Below are 17,661 nucleotides of genomic sequence, written 5' to 3' on the forward strand. Positions count from 1 at the left end.
CCCGCAGGGCGGCTCGACACCCGTGCGCCGGCGGGCCGCGGCGGCCCTGCCCTGGCTAGCATGGCCACACGGCCGGATGAGGGGTGAGCCATGCGCAGGTCCGTGCGGACGCGCGCCTCGGCGCCCTCCATGGCCGACGTCGCCGTCGTCGCCGGCGTCTCCCACCAGACGGTCTCGCGCGTGCTCAACTCCCCCGACGCCGTCCGTCCCGAGACGCGCGAGCGGGTCGAGGCCGCGATCCGCGAGCTCGGCTACCGCCGCAACCCCGCCGCTCGCGCGCTGGTGACGCGCCGGACCGGGCTCATCGGCGTCGTCAACCCCGGTGAGGCGCGGTTCGGGCCGGCCAACACCACCATGGCGATCGAGGAGGCCGCGCGCGAGGCGGGCTACGCCACGACCCTGGCCGTCATGCGCGACGCCCAGGCCACGACCGTGGACGCGGCCCTGGAGTTCTTCCTCGGGCTGGGCGTCGACGGGATCGTCGTCATCGCCCCGGTGACCCAGGTCGCCGCCGCGGCCAACGAGCTGGCCAGCCAGCTCCCGGTGGTGCTCGTCGCGGCCGGGCTGCGGCCCACCTCCGAGCTGCGGGTGGTGGGGGTCGACCAGGAGGCCGGCGCCCGGCTCGCCACGCGACACCTCATCGACCTCGGCCACCGCGACGTCGTCCACGTCTCCGGGCCGAACGACTGGTTCGACGCACGCTCACGCATCGTGGGCTGGCGGCGGGAGATGCACGAGGCAGGCCTGGAGGTGCCACCCCTCGTGCCCGCCGGCTGGGACGCCGTCGACGGCTACGACGTGGCCCGCACGCTCGTACGCGAGCACCGGCTGCCGACCGCGATCTTCGCGGCGAACGACCTCCTCGCGCTGGGCATGCTGCGGGCGTTCCACGAGGCAGGGGTGCGGGTGCCCGAGGACGTCTCGGTGGTGGGCTTCGACGACACCGAGGGCGCCGGCTACTACGAGCCACCCCTGACGACCGTGCGCCAGCCCTTCGCCGAGGTGGGGCGCCGGGCCATCGAGGTCCTCCTCGAGGCTCTCGCCGGGCGCCGGTCGGAGTCGCGGATGATCCCCCCGGAGCTGGTCGTGCGCGCCTCGACGGGCGCCCCCCGCACCTGACCGGGGTGCCGTCCCTCTCGACGTCTGGGACCTCGGTCCCGCGCGTGGTGGTCGCCACTGTGGTGCGCTTTCCTGCGGCCTCACCGCGCCCGAAAGCGAACAGCCCAGTCCCGATCACAGTTGGATCACCTCGCTTGACAGGCCGGATGAGAGCGCTAACATCTCGTGTTAGCGCTCACATCGAGATGTGGCCGAACCCAAACGGACAGAACCGCACAATCAGGCAAGGGAGCCCCAGGCCCGTGGTCGATGTGGATCGCCAGGACGCCGTCGTCGTGGGCGTCGACTTCGGCACCCTCTCGGGCCGTGCCGTGGTGGTTCGCGTGGCCGACGGCGCCGAGCTCGGCAGCGCGGTGCACGAGTACCGCCACGGCGTGATGGACCGCACCCTGACCGCCCACGAGAACGAGGTCCTCCCGCCGGACTGGGCGCTGCAGGTACCGGGGGACTACCTCGAGGTGCTCAGGGTCGCGGTCCCGGCGGCGGTCCGGGCGGCCGGCGTCCGCCCCGCCGACGTGGTCGGCGTCGGCACAGACTTCACCGCGTGCACGATGGTGCCGGTGCGGGCCGACGGCACGCCGCTCTCGGAGCTGCCCGCGCTGGCCGGCCGGCCCCACGCCTACGTCAAGCTGTGGAAGCACCACGCCGCGCAGGGTCAGGCGGACCGCATCAACGACCTGGCGGGGGACCGGGGCGAGCCATGGATCGACCGCTACGGCGGGTCCATCTCCGCGGAGTGGGAGTTCGCCAAGGGCCTGCAGGTCCTCGAGGAGGACCCCGAGGTCTACGCGGCGATGGACCGCTGGGTCGAGGCAGCGGACTGGATCGTGTGGCAGCTCACCGGGCGGTACGTGCGCAACGCCTGCACGGCCGGCTACAAGGGCATCTACCAGGACGGCGCGTACCCCGACCGCTCCTTCCTCGCCGCGCTGAACCCCGACTTCGCCGACTTCGTCACCGACAAGCTCGCGCAGGAGATCGGCCAGCTGGGGCATGCCGCGGGCGGCCTGACCACCGAGGCGGCCGGCTGGACCGGGCTGCCGGTGGGCACCGCGGTGGCGGTGGGCAACGTCGACGCGCACGTGACGGCCCCGGCGGCCAACGCCGTCGAGCCGGGCCAGATGGTCGCGATCATGGGCACCTCCACGTGCCACGTGGTCAACGGGGCCAGGGCCGCCGAGGTCCCGGGGATGTGCGGGGTGGTCCGGGGCGGCATCGTCGAGGGCTTCTGGGGCTACGAGGCCGGCCAGTCCGGGGTGGGTGACATCTTCGGCTGGTACGTGGACAACCAGGTCCCCGAGTCCTACGCGGTGGAGGCCCGGGCCCGCGGGATCGGCGTGCACGAGCTGCTCACCGAGAAGGCCGCGGCGCAGCAGGTGGGCGGCCACGGCCTGGTGGCGCTCGACTGGCACTCCGGCAACCGCTCGGTCCTCGTCGACCACGAGCTGTCCGGCCTGGTCGTCGGGCTCACGCTGACCACGCGCCCGGAGGACGTCTACCGGGCGCTGCTGGAGGCGACCGCGTTCGGCACCCGCACGATCGTCGAGACCTTCGGTGCCGCCGGCGTGCCGGTCTCGGAGCTGGTCGTGGCGGGAGGACTGCTGAAGAACACCTTCCTCATGCAGATGTACGCCGACGTCACCCGCCTGCCCCTGTCGACGATCGTCTCCGAGCAGGGCCCGGCGCTGGGCTCGGCCATCCACGCCGCCGTCGCGGCGGGGTACTACCCCGACGTGCGCACGGCAGCGAGGTCGATGGGCAGGCGGGTCGTGGCTGCCTACACCCCCGACGAGGACGCCGCCCTGGCCTACGACGCGCTCTATGCCGAGTACACCGCCCTGCACGACCACTTCGGTCGAGGAGGCAACGACGTCATGCACCGTCTGAAGAAGATCCGCCGCGAGGCCCTGGCCGCCCGCCCGCGCGAGCCGGGCACCGCCCGCCCGCCCGAGCTGCGCACCGCCCGCGAGGCCGCGCCGGGCACGGGGCGTGGCGCCCGCACCGCGGGAGCGCACGCATGATCCGCCTCGACGACCTCGCCGAGGACGTGCGCGCGGCGGTGGCGGCGGCCCGTGAGCGGGTGGCCGCGCTGCACGCCGAGCTGCCCCGCAACGAGCTCGTGGTGTGGACGGCGGGGAACGTCTCGGAGCGGGTCGCGGGCGCCGACCTGTTCGTCATCAAGCCGTCGGGGGTCTCCTACGACGAGCTTGCGCCGGAGGTCATGGTCGTGTGCGACCTGGACGGGACCAAGATCGACGACGGCACCGACGAGCGGCTCCAGCCCTCCTCGGACACCGCCGCCCACGCCTACGTCTACCGACACATGCCCGAGGTCGGCGGGGTGGTGCACACCCACTCCACCTACGCCACGGCGTGGGCGGCCCGGCGCGAGCCGGTCCCGTGCGTCCTGACGATGATGGCGGACGAGTTCGGCGGGGAGATCCCCGTGGGGCCGTTCGCGCTCATCGGGGACGACTCCATCGGTCGCGGCATCGTCGAGACCCTGTCGGGCTCGCGGTCCCGGGCGGTCCTCATGGCCAACCACGGTCCCTTCACCATCGGCAAGGACGCCCGCGCGGCGGTCAAGGCCGCGGTGATGGTCGAGGAGGTCGCCCGCACGGTCCACATCTCCCGCCAGCTGGGCGAGCCCACCCGCATCCCCCAGAGCGACATCGACTCCCTGTACGAGCGGTACCAGAACGTCTACGGCCAGCACGGCCCCAGCGAGGAGCAGCAACGATGAAGATCCCCTTCGAGGGCAAGGAGATCTGGTTCCTCACCGGGTCCCAGGACCTCTACGGCGAGGAGACCCTCGCCCAGGTGGCCGAGCAGTCCCAGACCGTCGCGGCCGCGCTCGACGGCGCCGCCGACGTTCCGATCCGCATCGTGTGGAAGCCGGTCCTCAAGGACCGTGACGCGATCCGCCGCGCCGCGCTGGAGGCCAACGCCGACGAGTCCTGCCTCGGCGTCGTCGTGTGGATGCACACCTTCTCCCCGGCGAAGATGTGGATCCTCGGGCTGGACGCACTGACCAAGCCCATGCTCCACCTGCACACCCAGGCCAACGTCGAGCTGCCCTGGGCGGACATCGACATGGACTTCATGAACCTCAACCAGGCCGCCCACGGCGACCGCGAGTTCGGCTACATCGCCACCCGGCTGGGTGCGCGCCGCAAGACCGTCGTCGGGCACGCCACCACCCCGGCCGTCCAGGTCAAGGTGGGGACGTGGGCCCGGGCCGCCGCCGGCTGGGACGCCATGCAGCACCTGAGCCTGGCCCGGTTCGGCGACAACATGCGCAACGTCGCGGTCACCGAGGGTGACAAGACCGAGGCCGAGCTGCGCCTGGGCGTCTCGGTCAACACCTGGGCCGTCAACGACCTCGTGGCGGCCGTGGACGCGGCCACCGAGGCCGACGTCGACGCACTCGTCGCCGAGTACGACGAGCTCTACGACGTCGCCCCCGAGCTCGGCCCCGACGGCGAGCGACGCGACTCGCTGCGCTACGGCGCCCGCATCGAGCTGGGCATGCGCTCCTTCCTCGAGGCCGGCGGCTTCGAAGCCTTCACCACGAACTTCGAGGACCTCGGCGGGCTGCGGCAGCTCCCGGGCCTGGCCGTCCAGCGGCTCATGGCCGACGGGTACGGCTTCGGCGCCGAGGGCGACTGGAAGACGGCGATCCTCGTACGGGCCGCGAAGGTCATGGGCCACGGACTGCCCGGCGGCGCCTCGCTCATGGAGGACTACACCTACGAGCTGACCCCGGGGAAGGAGAAGATCCTCGGCGCCCACATGCTCGAGATCTGCCCCTCCCTCACCACCTCCCGCCCGCGCCTGGAGATCCACCCCCTGGGCATCGGCGGGCGCGAGGACCCGGTCCGGCTGGTGTTCGACACCGACCCGGGCGATGGCGTCGTCGTGGCCATGTCCGACCTGCGCGAGCGGTTCCGGCTGGTCGCCAACGTCGTCGACGTCGTCCCCGGCGACGCCGAGCTGCCCCACCTTCCCGTCGCGCGAGCCGTGTGGGTCCCCCGCCCGGACCTCGCGACCTCCGCGGAGTGCTGGCTCACCGCCGGCGCCGCGCACCACACGGTGCTCACCACCGCCCTCGGCCTGGAGGTCTTCGAGGACCTCGCCGAGATCGCGGCGGTCGAGCTCGCCGTCATCGACGCCGCCACCACCAGCCGCGGGTTCACCCGCGAGCTGCGCTGGAACGCGGCGTACCACCGACTCGCCCAGGGCCTCTGACCACGGGCGCGACACCGACCCCACCCGTCCGGGTGGGGGAAGACCTGGCCGGTCGAAGCCTGCTCGACCCGGCGGAGCCCGAGGGGCTCGACCAGCGCAGGTACCTTCAAGGAGGAAGAAAGATGCGCAACACCAAGATCGCGGCTCTCGCCGCGGGCCTGTCGCTGAGCCTGACCCTCGCCGCGTGCAGCGGCGGCGGTGCGGGCAGCGGCGACGGAGACACCGACGCGACCGCCGGAGGTGGCGAGACCGCTGCCGCCGAGGGTGGCCTCATCGGTGTCTCGATGCCGACGGAGACCTCCGAGCGGTGGATCGCCGACGGCGCCGCCGTGGAGGACGGGCTCACCGAGGCCGGGTACGAGGTGTCGCTCCAGTTCGCGGGCGACGACATCCCCACCCAGTCCCAGCAGATCGACCAGATGATCACCCAGGGCGTGGACCTGCTGATCATCGCGGCCATCGACGGCACGGCCCTGTCGGGCCAGCTCCAGGCCGCGGCCGACGCGGGCATCCCGGTCATCTCCTACGACCGGCTCATCCGTGACAGCGAGAACGTCGACTTCTACGTCACGTTCGACAACGAGGAGGTCGGCGTCCAGCAGGCCACCTCCCTCCTCGTCGGCCTGGGCATCCTCAACGAGGACGGCTCCGAGGGCGACGCCACGGGTCCGTTCAACATCGAGCTGTTCGCCGGCTCGCTGGACGACAACAACGCCCACTTCTTCTGGAAGGGCGCGATCGACACCCTGCAGCCGTACATCGACGAGGGCACTCTCGTGGTGAAGTCCGGGCAGACCGACATCGAGCAGGCCGCCACGCTGCGCTGGAGCCAGGAGACGGCCCAGAAGCGCATGGAGGACCTCCTCACCGCCGCCTACGGCGACGGCAGCCAGGTGGACGGCGTCCTCTCGCCGTTCGACGGCATCTCCCGCGGCATCATCACCGCGCTGCAGAACGCCGGCTACGGCCCGGGCATCGACGACGGCATGCCGATCGTCTCCGGTCAGGACGCCGAGATCGCCTCCGTCAAGCTCATCGCTGACGGCGTGCAGTTCGCGACGATCTTCAAGGACACCCGCAAGCTCGCCGACCAGGCCGTCGTCACCGCCGAGGCCTACCTCGCCGGTGAGGAGCCGGAGGCCAACGACACCGAGACGTACGACAACGGTGTCAAGGTCGTCCCGTCCTTCCTGCTGGAGTCGGACATCGTCTACGCCGACAACATCCAGCCGCTGCTCGTCGACTCGGGGTACTACACCGCCGAGCAGGTCGAGAGCGGCCAGGCCTGAGCCTGATCGTCCCGGTGCGGGCGGCGCCACGGCGCCGCCCGCACCACCCGAGTCCTTAAGGAGGAGGACGCATGAGCGATCACATCCTCGAGATGCGCTCCATCACCAAGACATTCCCCGGCGTGAAGGCGCTGCAGGACGTGTCGCTCGAGGTCGAGCGCGGTGAGATCCACGCCATCTGCGGCGAGAACGGCGCCGGCAAGTCCACCCTCATGAAGGTGCTCTCCGGGGTCTACCCCGCCGGCACCTACGAGGGGGAGATCTACTTCGAGGGCGAGCCCGTGCGGTTCGGCTCGATCAACGACTCCGAGGACAAGGGCATCGTCATCATCCATCAGGAGCTGGCGCTCGTGCCCTTCCTCTCGGTGGCCGAGAACATCTTCCTCGGCAACGAGCAGGCGAAGAACGGCCTCATCGACTGGCACGCCACCAACGCCAAGGCGGCGGAGCTCCTCGACCAGGTGGGTCTGCGCGAGAACCCCGTCACCCAGGTCAGCACGCTCGGCGTGGGCAAGCAGCAGCTCATCGAGATCGCGAAGGCGCTGTCCAAGGACGTCAAGCTCCTCATCCTCGACGAGCCCACGGCGGCCCTGAACGACCAGGACTCCGAGCACCTCCTCGGTCTCCTTCGCCAGCTCAAGGAGCGGGGGATCACCTGCATCATGATCTCCCACAAGCTGGGCGAGATCGCCGCGATCGCCGACTCCACCACGATCATCCGCGACGGCAAGACGATCGAGACCCTCGACATGTCCCAGCCGGATGCGACCCAGAACCGCATCATCCGCGGCATGGTCGGCCGCGACCTCGACCACATGTACCCCGAGCACACCTCGCACCCCGGCGAGGAGGTCTTCCGCATCGAGGACTGGACGGTCATGCACCCCACGCAGGTGGGACGCGTCGTCGTCGACGGGGCGCACCTGAACGTCCGCGCCGGTGAGATCGTGGGCATCGCCGGACTCATGGGCGCCGGGCGCACCGAGCTGGCCATGAGCGTCTTCGGCCAGGCCTACGGCCGGGACATCAAGGGCAAGGTCTTCATGCACGGCAAGGAGATCAAGGTCCGCTCCGTGTCCGAGGCCATCGACAACGGCATCGCTTACGCCACCGAGGACCGCAAGCGCTACGGCCTCAACCTCATCGAGGACATCAAGCGCAACATCTCGGCCTCCTCCCTGGGGAAGCTGGCACCGCGAGGTTGGGTCAACGCCAACGAGGAGATCGCCGTCGCCGAGCGCTACCGCGGCGACCTCAACATCAAGGCCCCGTCCGTGATGTCGGTCGTCGGCAAGCTCTCCGGCGGCAACCAGCAGAAGGTCGTGCTGAGCAAGTGGCTCTACACCGAGCCCGACCTGCTCATCCTCGACGAGCCCACCCGCGGCATCGACGTCGGCGCGAAGTTCGAGATCTACACGATCATCAACCGCCTGGCGGACGCCGGGAAGGCCGTCCTGGTCATCTCCTCCGAGCTCCCGGAGCTCCTGGGGATCTGCGACCGCATCTACACCCTGTCCGCCGGCCGCATCACCGGTGTGGTGGACGTCGAGGAGGCCACCCAGGAGCGCCTCATGGAACTCATGACGAAGGAAAAGGACCAGGTCTCATGACCGGAACATCGAGCCTCAAGGACCTGCTGACGAGGAACCTGCGGCAGAGCGGCATCTACATCGCGTTCGTGTTCATCATCGCGCTCTTCGCGATCCTCACGGACGGCGTCCTCCTCAGCCCGGGGAACATCACCAACATCGTCCTGCAGTACTCCTACATCCTCATCCTGGCCATCGGCATGGTCATCGTCATCATCGGCGGGCACATCGACCTCTCGGTCGGCTCGGTCGCGGCGCTGACCGGCGCGATCTCGGCGGTGCTGGTCATCCAGCAGGGCATGCCCTGGTGGGTCGGGATGCTGGCCGCGATCGCCACCGGCCTCCTGGTGGGAGCCTGGCAGGGCTTCTGGGTCGCGTACGTCGGCATCCCGGCCTTCATCGTCACCCTGGCCGGCATGCTCATCTTCCGCGGCCTGACACTGCAGGTGCTGGGCAACATCTCCCTGTCCCCGTTCCCGCAGGAGTACCAGCAGATCGCCAGCGGCTTCCTCAACGGCCTGCTCGGTGGGCAGGGCTTCGACGCCTTCACCCTCATCATCGCCGCCATCGCGGTGGTGGGCTACGCGGTCAACTCCTACCGCACCCGCCGCCGGCAGATCGAGTACAAGCAGCCCGTGGAGTCGATGCCGCTGTTCGTGGCCAAGCTCCTCGTGGTCGCGGCCATCGTCATGGCGTTCGCCTACCAGCTCTCGCGCAGCCGCGGCCTGCCGATCGTGCTCATCCTGCTGGCCTTCCTCATCCTCACCTACAGCGCGGTGACCAAGCGCAGCGTCTTCGGCCGCCACGTCTACGCCATCGGCGGCAACCTCAGCGCCGCCCAGCTCTCGGGCGTGAAGGTCAAGAAGGTCAACTTCTGGATCTTCGTCAACATGGGCTTCCTCGCCTCGGTCGCGGGCATCGTGTACTCCTCGCGGTCCAACGGCGCGCAGCCGGCGGCGGGCGGCCTGTTCGAGCTCGACGCCATCGCCGCTGCCTTCATCGGTGGCGCGGCGGTCACCGGCGGTGTGGGCACCGTGGTCGGGGCCATGGTCGGTGGTCTGATCATGGGTGTCATGAGCAACGGCATGCAGCTCATGGGCATCGACCAGTCCATCCAGGCCGTGGTCCGCGGCCTGGTGCTCCTCCTGGCCGTCGCCTTCGACGTCTACAACAAGCGGCGGGCCTCCGGCGCCCGCTGATCGCGCGAGGAAGGGGCGGTGCCTGCGGGCGCCGCCCCTTCGTCGTCCTCGCCGCCGCCCCGTCGCCCGACGCGAGCCCGCGTAGGGTCGAGGAGGACCACCGACCGCGAGAAGGAGCACGATGAGCAGCCAGATCCTGTCCGAGGACCTCCTCGAGCGCATCCGCGCCCGCGCCGCCCGCTACGACGAGACGAACGGGTTCTTCGACGAGGACCTCGCCGAGCTGCGTGACGCCGGCTACCTCACCGCTTTCGTCCCCGAGGCGTTCGGCGGCGGGGGCCTCACCCTGGCGGAGATGGCGGCCGAGCAGATGCGCCTGGCCGGCGCCGCGCCCGCGACGGCCCTGGCGGTCAACATGCACCACGTCTGGGTCGGTGTCGCCCGGGGCCTCCACGCCCGCGGTGACTCCTCCGCCGACTTCGTCCTGGCGGAGGCCGCGGCGGGGGAGATCTTCGGGTTCGGCGTCTCCGAGCCTGGCAACGACCTGGTGCTCTTCGGCACGCAGAGCCAGGCGCGTCCCGACGGCGAGGGCGGGTACACCTTCCACGGGACGAAGATCTTCACCTCGCTCTCCCCGGCCTGGACCCGGCTGGGCACCTTCGGAGCCGACGCCACGGGCCCGGACGGTCCGCACAACGTGTGGGGATTCGTGCGGCGCGACGGCGGCGGGGTGAGCGTCAAGGACGACTGGGACGTCATGGGGATGCGGGCGTCGCAGTCGTGCACGACCGTGCTCGACGGCGCACACGCGCCGGCGGAGCGCATCGTGCGGCGGATCCCGCCGGGGCCGACCACGGACCCGTTCGTGTTCGGCATCTTCGCGACTTTCGAGATCCTGCTCGCCGCGGTCTACACCGGGATCGCGCAGCGGGCGGTCGACGTCGCCGTCGCCGGGGTGCGGCGGCGGACCTCGCTCAAGAACGGTGGGGCGCCGTACTCCAACGACCCCGACATCCGGTGGCGCCTCGCGGACGCGGCGATCCAGCTCGACGGCGTGCTCCCGCAGATCGAGGTGCTCGCCCGCGACGTCGACGCCGGCGCGGACCGCGGCGCCCTGTGGATGCCGCAGCTCTCGGCGCTGAAGTCCCGTGCCACCGAGATGGCGCTGGACGTGGTGACGAAGGCGGTGCGCGCCTCGGGGGGCTCGTCGTACTCCAACAGCCACGAGCTGTCCCGGCTGTACCGCGACGTCCTCGCGGGCCTGTTCCATCCCAGCGACGACGAGTCCGTCCACGGCGCGTGGGCGAACGCCCTGCTCGGGCCGGTCGTGCCCTGGCCGCCGCAGGGTGAGGCGTAGGCAGCCGTCAGGCGGGCAGGATCGCCGGCACCCAGCGCGCGGGGGCCTCGACGACCGTCGCCAGCGCGGTGAGGGCGGCGCCACGGGCCGCCTGGGCCGGGTCGTGCCCGGCGGCCCGCACCGAGAGGCTCGCCCAGGGCGCGGCCAGCACCCGGGCGCGCAGCTCCGCCTCGACCGCGGGGGCGAGGCGCTCGGCGAGCGGGGCGAGCTCACCGCCGAGGAGGATCTGGTCGATGTCGAGCAGGTTCACGGCGCCGGCGAGGGTGATCCCCAGCGCCCAGCCGGCCCGCTCGAGGGCGGCCCTGGCGGTCGCCCCGTCGGGCCCGTCCGCGCGCGCGAGGAGGTCCTCGGCGGTCGCCGTCACGGGCAGCCCGGCGGCCACCATGAGGGCCTGCTTGCCGGCGTACTGCTCGAGGCAGCCCCGCGCGCCGCACCGGCACTGCGGACCGCCGGGCTCCACGCTGAGGTGGCCGATCTCCCCGGCCCACCCGTGCGGGCCGGTCATGACCTCGCCGTCGACGACGGCGGCGGAGCCCACACCCACCTGGGCCGAGACGTACAGGAAGGTCCGGTCGGGCCCGAGGCGGCCGGGTGCCTCGGTGGCTGTGGCGAGGGCCGCGAGCTTGGCCTCGTTGGCGATGGCCACCTCGCCCAGGTCGGCCCCGAGCAGAGGCGCCGGCCGGAGCTCGCGCCAGCCGAGGTTGGGGGCGAGCAGGAGACGGCCGGCGGTGGAGTCCACGAGCCCCGGCAGGGCGAGGACCGTGCCCACGAGCCGGGCCGCCGGACCGGCCTCGGTGACGAGCTCACGGCCGAGATCACCGAGGGCACGGAGCACCACGGTCGGGTCGGAGCCGCGCAGGTCGGACGGGACGAGGCGCTCCGCCACGGTCGCGCCGCGCAGGTCGAGGAGGCGGCCGGCGACGTAGTCGACGTTGACCTCCAGCCCTAGGCCGAGCAGCGTCCCGGGGGCGGCGCTCAGCGGCACCGCCGGTCGGCCGCGCCGACCCGCCGGGGCGGGGTTCTCGGCGAGGATCCCCGCGGCGAGCAGGTCCTCGACGAGCCGGGAGACGGTGGACCGGGTCATCCCCGTGCGGGCGGAGAGGTCGGCGCGCGAGCGCGCCGCGGACGAGCCGAAGAGCTCCTGGACGAGCACCGCGAGGTTGTACTCGCGCAGGGCGCCCTGGCGGGCGCCGGCCGGACCGACAGCCGGGCCCGGGCCCGCACCGGGACCCGCGTCGCCGGGTCCGTCGGGGCGGTGGCCGGCCTGTCCGGGCCGCTCGGCGGCGGGGGCGCCCGCGCCGTCGTGGGTCGTGACAGGCGGAGTCGGCATGGGTTGACGATAGCTGTTCGCGCGTATAAGTTGCACCCAGAAACAAAAACCACTCGACGAGGAGTCTTGCTATGCGTACCCCCACCCCCCAGGACCGCTTCTCCTTCGGCCTCTGGACCGTCGGCTGGACCGCCCGCGACCAGTTCGGTGACGCCACCCGCCCCGCCCTGGACCCGTGGGAGTACGCGACGAAGCTGGCCGAGCTCGGCGCCTGGGGCGTGACCTTCCACGACGACGACGTCGTCCCCTTCGGCTCCGACGACGCCGAGCGTGACCGCATCCACAGCACCTTCAAGAAGGCCGTCGACGACGCCGGGCTGGTCGTGGAGATGGTCACCACCAACACCTTCTCCCACCCCGTGTTCAAGGACGGCGCGTTCACCTCCAACGACCGCTCCGTGCGCCGGTTCGCGCTGCGCAAGATCCTGCGCAACGTCGACCTGGCCGCCGAGATGGGCGCCGAGACCTTCGTCATGTGGGGCGGGCGCGAGGGCAGCGAGTACGACGGCGTCAAGGACGTCAACGCCGCCCTCGACCGCTACCGCGAGGGCATCGACACCGTGGCCGGCTACATCAAGGACAAGGGCTACGGACTGCGGATCGCCCTCGAGCCCAAGCCCAACGAGCCCCGCGGCGACATCCTCCTGCCGACCGTCGGCCACGCGCTGGGCTTCATCGCCCAGCTCGAGAACGGCGACATCGTGGGCCTCAACCCCGAGACGGGGCACGAGCAGATGGCCGGCCTGAACTACACCCACGGCCTCGCGCAGGCCCTGTGGTCGGACAAGCTCTTCCACATCGACCTCAACGGTCAGCGGTCCATCAAGTTCGACCAGGACCTCGTCTTCGGCCACGGCGACCTGCTCTCGGCGTTCTTCACCGTGGACCTCATCGAGAACGGCTTCCCGGGTGGCGGCCCCACCTACACCGGTCCGCGCCACTTCGACTACAAGCCCTCCCGCACCGAGGGCATGGAGGGCGTCTGGGACTCCGCCCGCGCCAACATGGCCATGTACCTGGGTCTGGCGGAGAAGGCCAAGGCCTACCGGGCGGACCCCGAGGTCCAGGCCGCGTTCGAGCAGGCCGGCGTCCTCGAGCTGTCCCGGCCCACGCTCGCCGAGGGGGAGACCCTGGCCGACCTCCTCGCCGACCGCACCGCGTTCGAGGACTTCGACGCCGACGCCGCCGGTGAGCGCGAGTACGGGTTCGTCCGCCTCAACCAGCTCGCGATCAACCACCTCATCGGCTGAGCGCTCCCATGGCCGAGACGCTGGTCGCCGGGATCGACTCCTCGACCCAGTCCTGCAAGGTCGTCGTCCGCGACGCCACCGGCGCGCTGCGGCGCTTCGGCCAGGCGCCGCACCCCGACGGCACCGAGGTCGACCCCGCCGCCTGGTGGGACGCCCTCCAGGTGGCCGTCGCGGCAGCCGGGGGCCTCGACGACGTCGCCGCCCTCGCGGTCGGCGGCCAGCAGCACGGCATGGTCGCGCTCGACGGCGACGGCGAGGTCATCCGCCCGGCGCTGCTGTGGAACGACACCCGCAGCGCCGGGGCGGCGGACGACCTCGTCGCCGACCTCGGCGGCGCCGCCGCGTGGGCCGAGGCCACCGGCTCCGTCCCGGTCGCGTCGCTCACCGTGACGAAGCTGCGCTGGCTCGCCGACCACGAGCCCGAGAACGCCGCGCGCATCGCCGCCGTCGCCCTCCCGCACGACTGGCTCACGTGGCGGCTCTCCGGAGCGGCGAGCTTCGACACCCTGGTCACCGACCGGTCCGACGCCTCGGGGACGGGCTACTTCGACACCGCCCGCGGCGCCTACCGCCGGGACCTGCTCGCCCTGGCCCTGCGCCGGGACGACGTCGAGGGCATCGTCCTGCCCCGGGTCGTCGGACCCGGTGCCGTCGCCGGTCAGGGCGACAGCGGCGCGGGCCTGGGCCACCTCGTCCTCGGACCGGGCGCCGGTGACAACGCCGGTGCGGCACTCGGCCTCGGCATGGTGCCGGGCGACGTCGTCATCTCCATCGGCACCTCCGGCGTCGTCTCGGCGATCTCGCGCGAGCCCGTGCAGGACCCCAGCGGTCTGGTCACCGGCTTCGCCGACGCCACGGGGCAGTTCCTGCCCCTCGCCGTCACGCTCAACGGCTCGCGCGTCCTCGACGCCGCGGCCCGGCTGCTCGGGGTCGACCACGCCGAGCTCGCCCGGCTCGCGCTCGCTGCCGAGCCCGGCGCCGCCGGGCTCACGCTCGTGCCCTACCTCGAGGGCGAGCGCACCCCGAACCTGCCCCGGGCCACCGGGTCGCTCCTGGGGTTGTCGTTGGCCGGCATGACGCGGGAGAACCTCGCGCGCGCCGTCGTCGAGGGACTCCTCAGCGGCCTGTCCGACGGCCTTGCCGCCATGCGCGACCAGGGCGTCCCGGTCGAGCGGGTGCGGCTCATCGGCGGCTCCGCCCGCTCCGAGGCGGTCCGTCGCATCGCCCCGACGGTCCTCGGCACCCCCGTCGAGGTCCCCGAGCCGGGGGAGTACGTCGCCGACGGCGCCGCCCGCCAGGCTGCGTGGGTGCTCGCGGGCACGGACGAGCCGCCTGCCTGGACGACGTCGAAGGTCACCACCTTCGAGGCCGACCCGACCCCGGTCGTCCTCGAGCGCTACGCCGAGCGGCGCCACCTCGTCGTCGAGCGACCGGAGGTCAGCGGCTGAGCGCCGCCCGGGACGAGTTCGAGGAGAAGGTGGTGCGGCTGGCGCCTCCTCACCTGCCATGACCTCGATCTTCTGTGGTGAGCGCCTCGGCCCGCTCCTCCGGCTCGTGGCGACGACGTCTCAGGTGAGACGACTACGCTCAGGTGAGAGATCCATGTCGGAGAGGACGATGCCAGTGGCCGAGGAACGTGACCTGATGCTCGACGTCGCAATCTCCTACTACCTCGACGACAAGTCGAAGGTAGAGATCGCGTCGCAGCTGGGGTTGTCCCGTTTCAAGGTGGCGAGGCTGCTGGAGCAGGCTCGAGACGATGGGCTCGTCCGGATCACGATCGTGGACGGGGTGATCCGCGGGCCGTTGTCCGAGCAGCTCGCTCAACACCTGCAGCTCGATCGCGTGATCATCGTGGCCGGGGCGGCGGACGAGGCGGAGAACCGCGAGGCGCTGGCCCAGGCCGCCGCGTCCTTCATTCGACGGTCGCTTCACCCTGGAGGTGTGTTCGGGTTCTCCTGGGGGCGCACGCTCTCGAGAATCGGGGAGTTCATCGAGATCCTTCCCGCATCGACACTCGTCGCACTCACGGGCAGCGTCGGAACGGACATCACGCAGTCACCGGTCGAGGTCCTGCGAGGCATTGCAGGGCACTCCCCCATGCGCACCATGACCATTTTCGCGCCGCTGCTCGTCGAGTCGGCGTCAACGGCTGAGGCTCTTCGACGAGATCCGGCGATCGCCTCGGTTCTGGCGACCTATCAGCACCTTGATCTCGCAGTGGTCTCCGTCGGCTCCTGGGATCCTCCGATCACGCAGCTCATGGACAGCCTCTCGGACTCCGAAAGGGCCGAGCTCGACCGTGCGGGCGCTCGCGCCGAACTGGTGGGGATCTTCGTCCGCGACGACGGGCGACCCATCGACGCGGACCTGACGAGACGACGGATCGCGATCTCGGCAGAGCAGCTGATCGCCGTGCCGCAGGTCCTTGCCGTGGCCGGCGGCGTGGAGAAGGTCCCGGCAATCGCGGCTGTGGCCCGGTCCCGCATCATCAACGCCTTGATCACGGACGAGCGCACGGCCCGTTCGCTCCTCAAGCTGGAGCCGGTACCACCTGGGCCGAGGCAGCTACCGGCCGAGGCGAGCGACTGACTGCACCCAGGACCAACCGTGGGGGCCTCTCGTGGTTCGGGTGCCGGCTCGGCCTCAGCCGAGGGCGAGGACCTCGCGGACCTGCGGGTCGACGAGGGCGAGGGCCGCTGCCCTGGCCGCGCCTGCCGTGGGAGCGTCGCGGGCCGCCTCGCCGATCGCTTGGCAGGTCGCGAGGTCGTGGTGGCTCAGGGCGAGGCGGACCGCCGGAACCGCGGAAGGCGACATCGACAGGCTCGTGATCCCCAGGCCGGTCAGCAGCAGCGCCATGACCGGGTCGGACGCGGACTCGCCGCAGACCCCCACCGGCTTGCCCGTGGCGACACCCGCAGCGGCGGTCGCCGCGACCAGGTCGAGCACGGCGGGCTGCCAGGCGTCCAGCAGATCCACCAGGGAACCGACCAGACGGTCGGTCGCCATCGTGTACTGGGCGAGGTCGTTGGTCCCCAGGGAGACGAAGTCGACCTCCGCGAGGATGTCCTTGGCGCACAGCGCAGCGGCCGGCACCTCGACCATCACACCGACCGTGCCGATCCCGGCCTCGCGCGCCATCGCGGCGAACTGCCGGGCCTCCTCGACGGTTGCGACCATCGGTGCCATCACCCATGGCCTGCCGCCGGTCTCCTTGGCTGCCCGGGCGATGGCCGCGAGCTGCGTGCGGATCAGGGGCTCGGCATGGCGCACCAGACGGAAGCCACGGACCCCGAGAGCCGGGTTCTCCTCGCGGGCCCGGGTGACGAACGCCAACGGCTTGTCGGCCCCGGCGTCGAGCGTGCGCAGCACGACCTTGCGGTCGCCCAGCGCCGCGAGGGCGCGGGCGTAAACCCGTGCCTGGTCATCCTCGGTCGGCGCGGTCGCCGCCCCGAGAAAGAGGACTTCGGTACGGAACAGTCCGACGCCCTCGACGGCCGCGTCGGTGAGCCGCTCGGCGTCCTCGGCGGTGCCGATGTTGGCCAGCAGCGCGATCCGGTGACCGTCGGCGGTGGCACCGTCGTCCCGCGCGTCGGCGAGCGTGGCCAGGCCCGCCCTCCGGGTCGCGACGGCCGCTTTCATGGCGTCGTCGGGGTCGAGCGTGACGGTGCCGTGCGCCGCGTCGACCGCGACGACGTCACCGTCGACGAGCGAGGAGACGCCGGTGGCCCGCACGACGCACGGCAGACCGAGCTGGCCGGCGATGATCGCCGTGTGCCCGGTCGGCCCACCCTGCTCGATCACGATGCCCAGGACCTTGTCCAGGTCCAGGGCAGCGGTGTCGGCAGGCGAGAGGTCAGGTGCGACCATGACGGACGGCCGCTCCAGCGGCGGCACCCCCGGCTCGGGGAGCCCCTGATAGCGCGCCACGACCCGGTCGCGGACGCTGTTGAGGTCGGTGACCCGCTCGGCGAGGTAGCCACCGGCAGCGGTGAACATGGTGGCGAACGAGTCGACCACCGCGAGAAGGGCGTGCAACGGGGGCTCGCCCTCGTCGATCCGCTGGCTGGTCTGGGCGCGCAGGGCCGGGTCGTCGGCCATCTGAGCGGTGGCGGTCAGGACGTCGGCCACGGTGGCCGACGCTCCGCGGGCCTGGGCCCGCAGGCCCGCGGCGACGTCGGTGAAGGCCGCGAGGACCTTCTCCTTCGCCGTCGCAGGGTCTGCGGGGACGGGCTCGTCGGCGGGGACGGCGGGGGCAGGGCGCACGGTCGCCACCGGCCCCCAGACGGCCCCTCGCCCCACACCGACGCCCTGCAGGACAGCCTGCCGCGTATCCATCT

General features: G+C 71.8%; 13 protein-coding genes. 11 read left to right on the forward strand and 2 right to left on the reverse strand.

What is annotated here, in order from left to right; all coding sequences use genetic code 11:
• Positions 1–90 precede the first annotated feature (90 nt).
• The 8 genes from EDD32_RS09400 to EDD32_RS09435 all read left to right on the forward strand — a co-directional run bounded on the left by EDD32_RS09400 (position 91) and on the right by EDD32_RS09435 (position 10,741).
• Entirely contained in the window at positions 91–1,119 is a 1,029-nt protein-coding gene (locus EDD32_RS09400) for a LacI family DNA-binding transcriptional regulator (protein WP_246006064.1), read from the forward strand.
• Positions 1,120–1,304: 185 nt separating this feature from the next.
• A complete protein-coding gene (araB, locus tag EDD32_RS09405; RefSeq protein WP_123916931.1) occupies positions 1,305–3,140 on the forward strand; it encodes a ribulokinase in 1,836 nt (611 codons plus the stop codon).
• Positions 3,137–3,862: an L-ribulose-5-phosphate 4-epimerase gene (locus tag EDD32_RS09410; protein WP_123916933.1), complete on the forward strand. Its 726-nt coding sequence runs from the start codon at positions 3,137–3,139 to the stop codon at positions 3,860–3,862. Before araB ends, EDD32_RS09410 begins: the two co-directional genes overlap by 4 nt.
• Complete coding sequence (gene araA / locus EDD32_RS09415) at positions 3,859–5,367, forward strand: L-arabinose isomerase (protein WP_123916935.1); 1,509 nt, start codon at positions 3,859–3,861, stop codon at positions 5,365–5,367. Before EDD32_RS09410 ends, araA begins: the two co-directional genes overlap by 4 nt.
• Before the next feature lie 122 nt (positions 5,368–5,489).
• Positions 5,490–6,656, forward strand: a complete 1,167-nt coding sequence (chvE, locus tag EDD32_RS09420; protein WP_123916937.1) for a multiple monosaccharide ABC transporter substrate-binding protein — start codon at positions 5,490–5,492, stop codon at positions 6,654–6,656.
• Positions 6,657–6,727: 71 nt separating this feature from the next.
• On the forward strand, positions 6,728–8,266 hold the full coding sequence (gene mmsA / locus EDD32_RS09425; RefSeq protein ID WP_123916939.1) for a multiple monosaccharide ABC transporter ATP-binding protein: 1,539 nt from the start codon (positions 6,728–6,730) through the stop codon (positions 8,264–8,266).
• Positions 8,263–9,444 carry a multiple monosaccharide ABC transporter permease gene (gene mmsB / locus EDD32_RS09430; protein WP_123916941.1) on the forward strand — a complete coding sequence of 394 codons (1,182 nt, stop codon included), beginning with the start codon at positions 8,263–8,265 and terminating at the stop codon, positions 9,442–9,444. Before mmsA ends, mmsB begins: the two co-directional genes overlap by 4 nt.
• 121 nt (positions 9,445–9,565) lie before the next feature.
• Positions 9,566–10,741, forward strand: a complete 1,176-nt coding sequence (locus EDD32_RS09435) for an acyl-CoA dehydrogenase family protein (protein WP_123916943.1) — start codon at positions 9,566–9,568, stop codon at positions 10,739–10,741.
• A gap of 7 nt (positions 10,742–10,748) precedes the next feature.
• Here the strand turns inward: EDD32_RS09435 and EDD32_RS09440 are convergent, their stop codons facing one another.
• Positions 10,749–12,071, reverse strand: coding sequence for an ROK family transcriptional regulator (locus EDD32_RS09440; RefSeq protein ID WP_123916945.1), 1,323 nt, complete (start codon positions 12,069–12,071; stop codon positions 10,749–10,751).
• Positions 12,072–12,142: 71 nt separating this feature from the next.
• Here EDD32_RS09440 and xylA point away from each other — a divergent pair, with 71 nt between their 5' ends.
• The 3 genes from xylA (at position 12,143) to EDD32_RS09455 (ending at position 15,913) form a co-directional block, all read left to right on the forward strand.
• Complete coding sequence (gene xylA, locus EDD32_RS09445; protein ID WP_123916947.1) at positions 12,143–13,321, forward strand: xylose isomerase; 1,179 nt, start codon at positions 12,143–12,145, stop codon at positions 13,319–13,321.
• Between the two features lie 8 nt (positions 13,322–13,329).
• The gene (xylB, locus tag EDD32_RS09450; protein ID WP_123916949.1) at positions 13,330–14,769 is read left to right on the forward strand and encodes a xylulokinase; all 1,440 of its coding nucleotides are present in this window, start codon (positions 13,330–13,332) and stop codon (positions 14,767–14,769) included.
• A 175-nt stretch (positions 14,770–14,944) separates the two neighbouring features.
• Positions 14,945–15,913 (forward strand): sugar-binding transcriptional regulator, encoded by a 969-nt coding sequence (locus EDD32_RS09455; RefSeq protein ID WP_170175262.1) that lies wholly within the window; start codon positions 14,945–14,947, stop codon positions 15,911–15,913.
• 54 nt (positions 15,914–15,967) lie between these two features.
• On the opposite strand, the gene ptsP is transcribed toward EDD32_RS09455, so the two are convergent.
• Positions 15,968–17,659 carry a phosphoenolpyruvate--protein phosphotransferase gene (gene ptsP / locus EDD32_RS09460; RefSeq protein ID WP_123916953.1) on the reverse strand — a complete coding sequence of 564 codons (1,692 nt, stop codon included), beginning with the start codon at positions 17,657–17,659 and terminating at the stop codon, positions 15,968–15,970.
• Positions 17,660–17,661 lie beyond the last annotated feature (2 nt).

It is taken from the genome of Georgenia muralis (assembly GCF_003814705.1).
Taxonomy (GTDB): domain Bacteria; phylum Actinomycetota; class Actinomycetes; order Actinomycetales; family Actinomycetaceae; genus Georgenia; species Georgenia muralis.

Excerpts from the sequence above, each read along its gene's own strand:
- chvE (WP_123916937.1), top strand. The coding sequence starts at position 5,490 with ATGCGCAACACCAAGATCGCGGCTCTCGCCGCGGGCCTGTCGCTGAGC.
- mmsA (WP_123916939.1), top strand. The coding sequence starts at position 6,728 with ATGAGCGATCACATCCTCGAGATGCGCTCCATCACCAAGACATTCCCC.
- ptsP (WP_123916953.1), bottom strand. The coding sequence starts at position 17,659 with ATGGATACGCGGCAGGCTGTCCTGCAGGGCGTCGGTGTGGGGCGAGGG.
- EDD32_RS09410 (WP_123916933.1), top strand. The coding sequence starts at position 3,137 with ATGATCCGCCTCGACGACCTCGCCGAGGACGTGCGCGCGGCGGTGGCG.
- araA (WP_123916935.1), top strand. The coding sequence starts at position 3,859 with ATGAAGATCCCCTTCGAGGGCAAGGAGATCTGGTTCCTCACCGGGTCC.
- mmsB (WP_123916941.1), top strand. The coding sequence starts at position 8,263 with ATGACCGGAACATCGAGCCTCAAGGACCTGCTGACGAGGAACCTGCGG.
- EDD32_RS09400 (WP_246006064.1), top strand. The coding sequence starts at position 91 with ATGCGCAGGTCCGTGCGGACGCGCGCCTCGGCGCCCTCCATGGCCGAC.
- xylB (WP_123916949.1), top strand. The coding sequence starts at position 13,330 with ATGGCCGAGACGCTGGTCGCCGGGATCGACTCCTCGACCCAGTCCTGC.
- EDD32_RS09435 (WP_123916943.1), top strand. The coding sequence starts at position 9,566 with ATGAGCAGCCAGATCCTGTCCGAGGACCTCCTCGAGCGCATCCGCGCC.
- EDD32_RS09440 (WP_123916945.1), bottom strand. The coding sequence starts at position 12,071 with ATGCCGACTCCGCCTGTCACGACCCACGACGGCGCGGGCGCCCCCGCC.
- xylA (WP_123916947.1), top strand. The coding sequence starts at position 12,143 with ATGCGTACCCCCACCCCCCAGGACCGCTTCTCCTTCGGCCTCTGGACC.
- araB (WP_123916931.1), top strand. The coding sequence starts at position 1,305 with ATGTGGCCGAACCCAAACGGACAGAACCGCACAATCAGGCAAGGGAGC.